The organism is Kitasatospora sp. NPDC091257 (assembly GCF_044757675.1).
Lineage (GTDB): Bacteria > Actinomycetota > Actinomycetes > Streptomycetales > Streptomycetaceae > Kitasatospora > Kitasatospora lactacystinica.
Genome location: NZ_JBIVVI010001878.1, coordinates 1 through 1,074 on the forward strand (window position 1 = coordinate 1; position 1,074 = coordinate 1,074).

At 68.1% G+C, this 1,074-nt stretch carries 1 protein-coding gene; it reads left to right on the top strand.

The window, feature by feature from the left end:
- A partial coding sequence (locus ACIQOV_RS42630) for a condensation domain-containing protein (RefSeq protein ID WP_401056661.1) occupies nt 1-1,074 on the top strand: 1,074 nt, incomplete at both ends.

Here is a 1,074-nt window from a genome sequence, read left to right on the forward strand (position 1 = left end):
GAGGTGCTCGATGTGCCGTCGGTGGGGATCGACGACAACTTCTTCGCTCTGGGCGGTCATTCGCTTCTCGCGACGCGGCTGATCAGCCGGATCCGTACGACCCTGAACGCCGAGCTGGGCATCCGTGATCTGTTCCGCAACCCGACCGTGGTCGGGGTCGTGGAGAAGCTGAAGGACGGTGGCCCGGCGCGTCCGGCGCTGGTGGCGGGCGCGCGGCCGGAGGTGCTGCCGCTGTCGTTCGCGCAGCAGCGACTGTGGTTCCTGGACCAGCTCGAAGGTGCCTCCGCCACGTACAACAGTCCGTTCGCGTTCCGCCTGCACGGCACGGTGGACATCGAGGCTCTGCGCGGCGCGATCGGTGACGTGGTGGGCCGGCACGAGGCCCTGCGCACGGTCTACCCGACGGTCGACGGTGAGCCCCGGCAGCTGATTCTGCCGGTCGAGGCCGCCCGGGTTCCGTTCACGGTCGAGCCGTGCACGGAGGAGGAGCTGGCGGAGCGGATCAATGCGGAGGCCTTCGGCCTCTTCAGGCTCTCGACCGAACTGCCGCTCCGAGTAGCGCTGTTCACGCTCGGCGAGGACGAGTCCGTCCTCGTCCTGACTTTGCATCACATCGCGAGTGACGGTTGGTCCTCCGGTCCGCTCTGGTCGGGTGTCGCCTCGGCCTATCGGGCCCGGCTGGCCGGTTCCGTGCCGGTCTGGGAGCCGCTGGCGGTCCAGTACGCGGACTACACCCTCTGGCAGCACAACCAGCTCGGCGAGATTCTCGACGAGCAGCTGACGTACTGGCGCGATCTGCTGGGTGAACTGCCGCAGGAGATGGCCTTGCCGTTCGACCGGCCCCGCCCTGCCGCCGCGTCGCATGACGGTGAGCTGTTGGAGTTCCATTTCGACGCCCAATTGCATGCAGAGCTGGAGGGGTTGGCGCGTCGGCACGGTGTGACGTTGTTCATGGTGCTGCATGCGGCGTTGGCGGCTCTGTTGTCGCGGCTGGGTGCGGGGACGGATGTTCCGATCGGGACGGTGGTGGCGGGGCGTTCGGACCAGGCGCTGGACGACGTGGTCGGGTTCTTC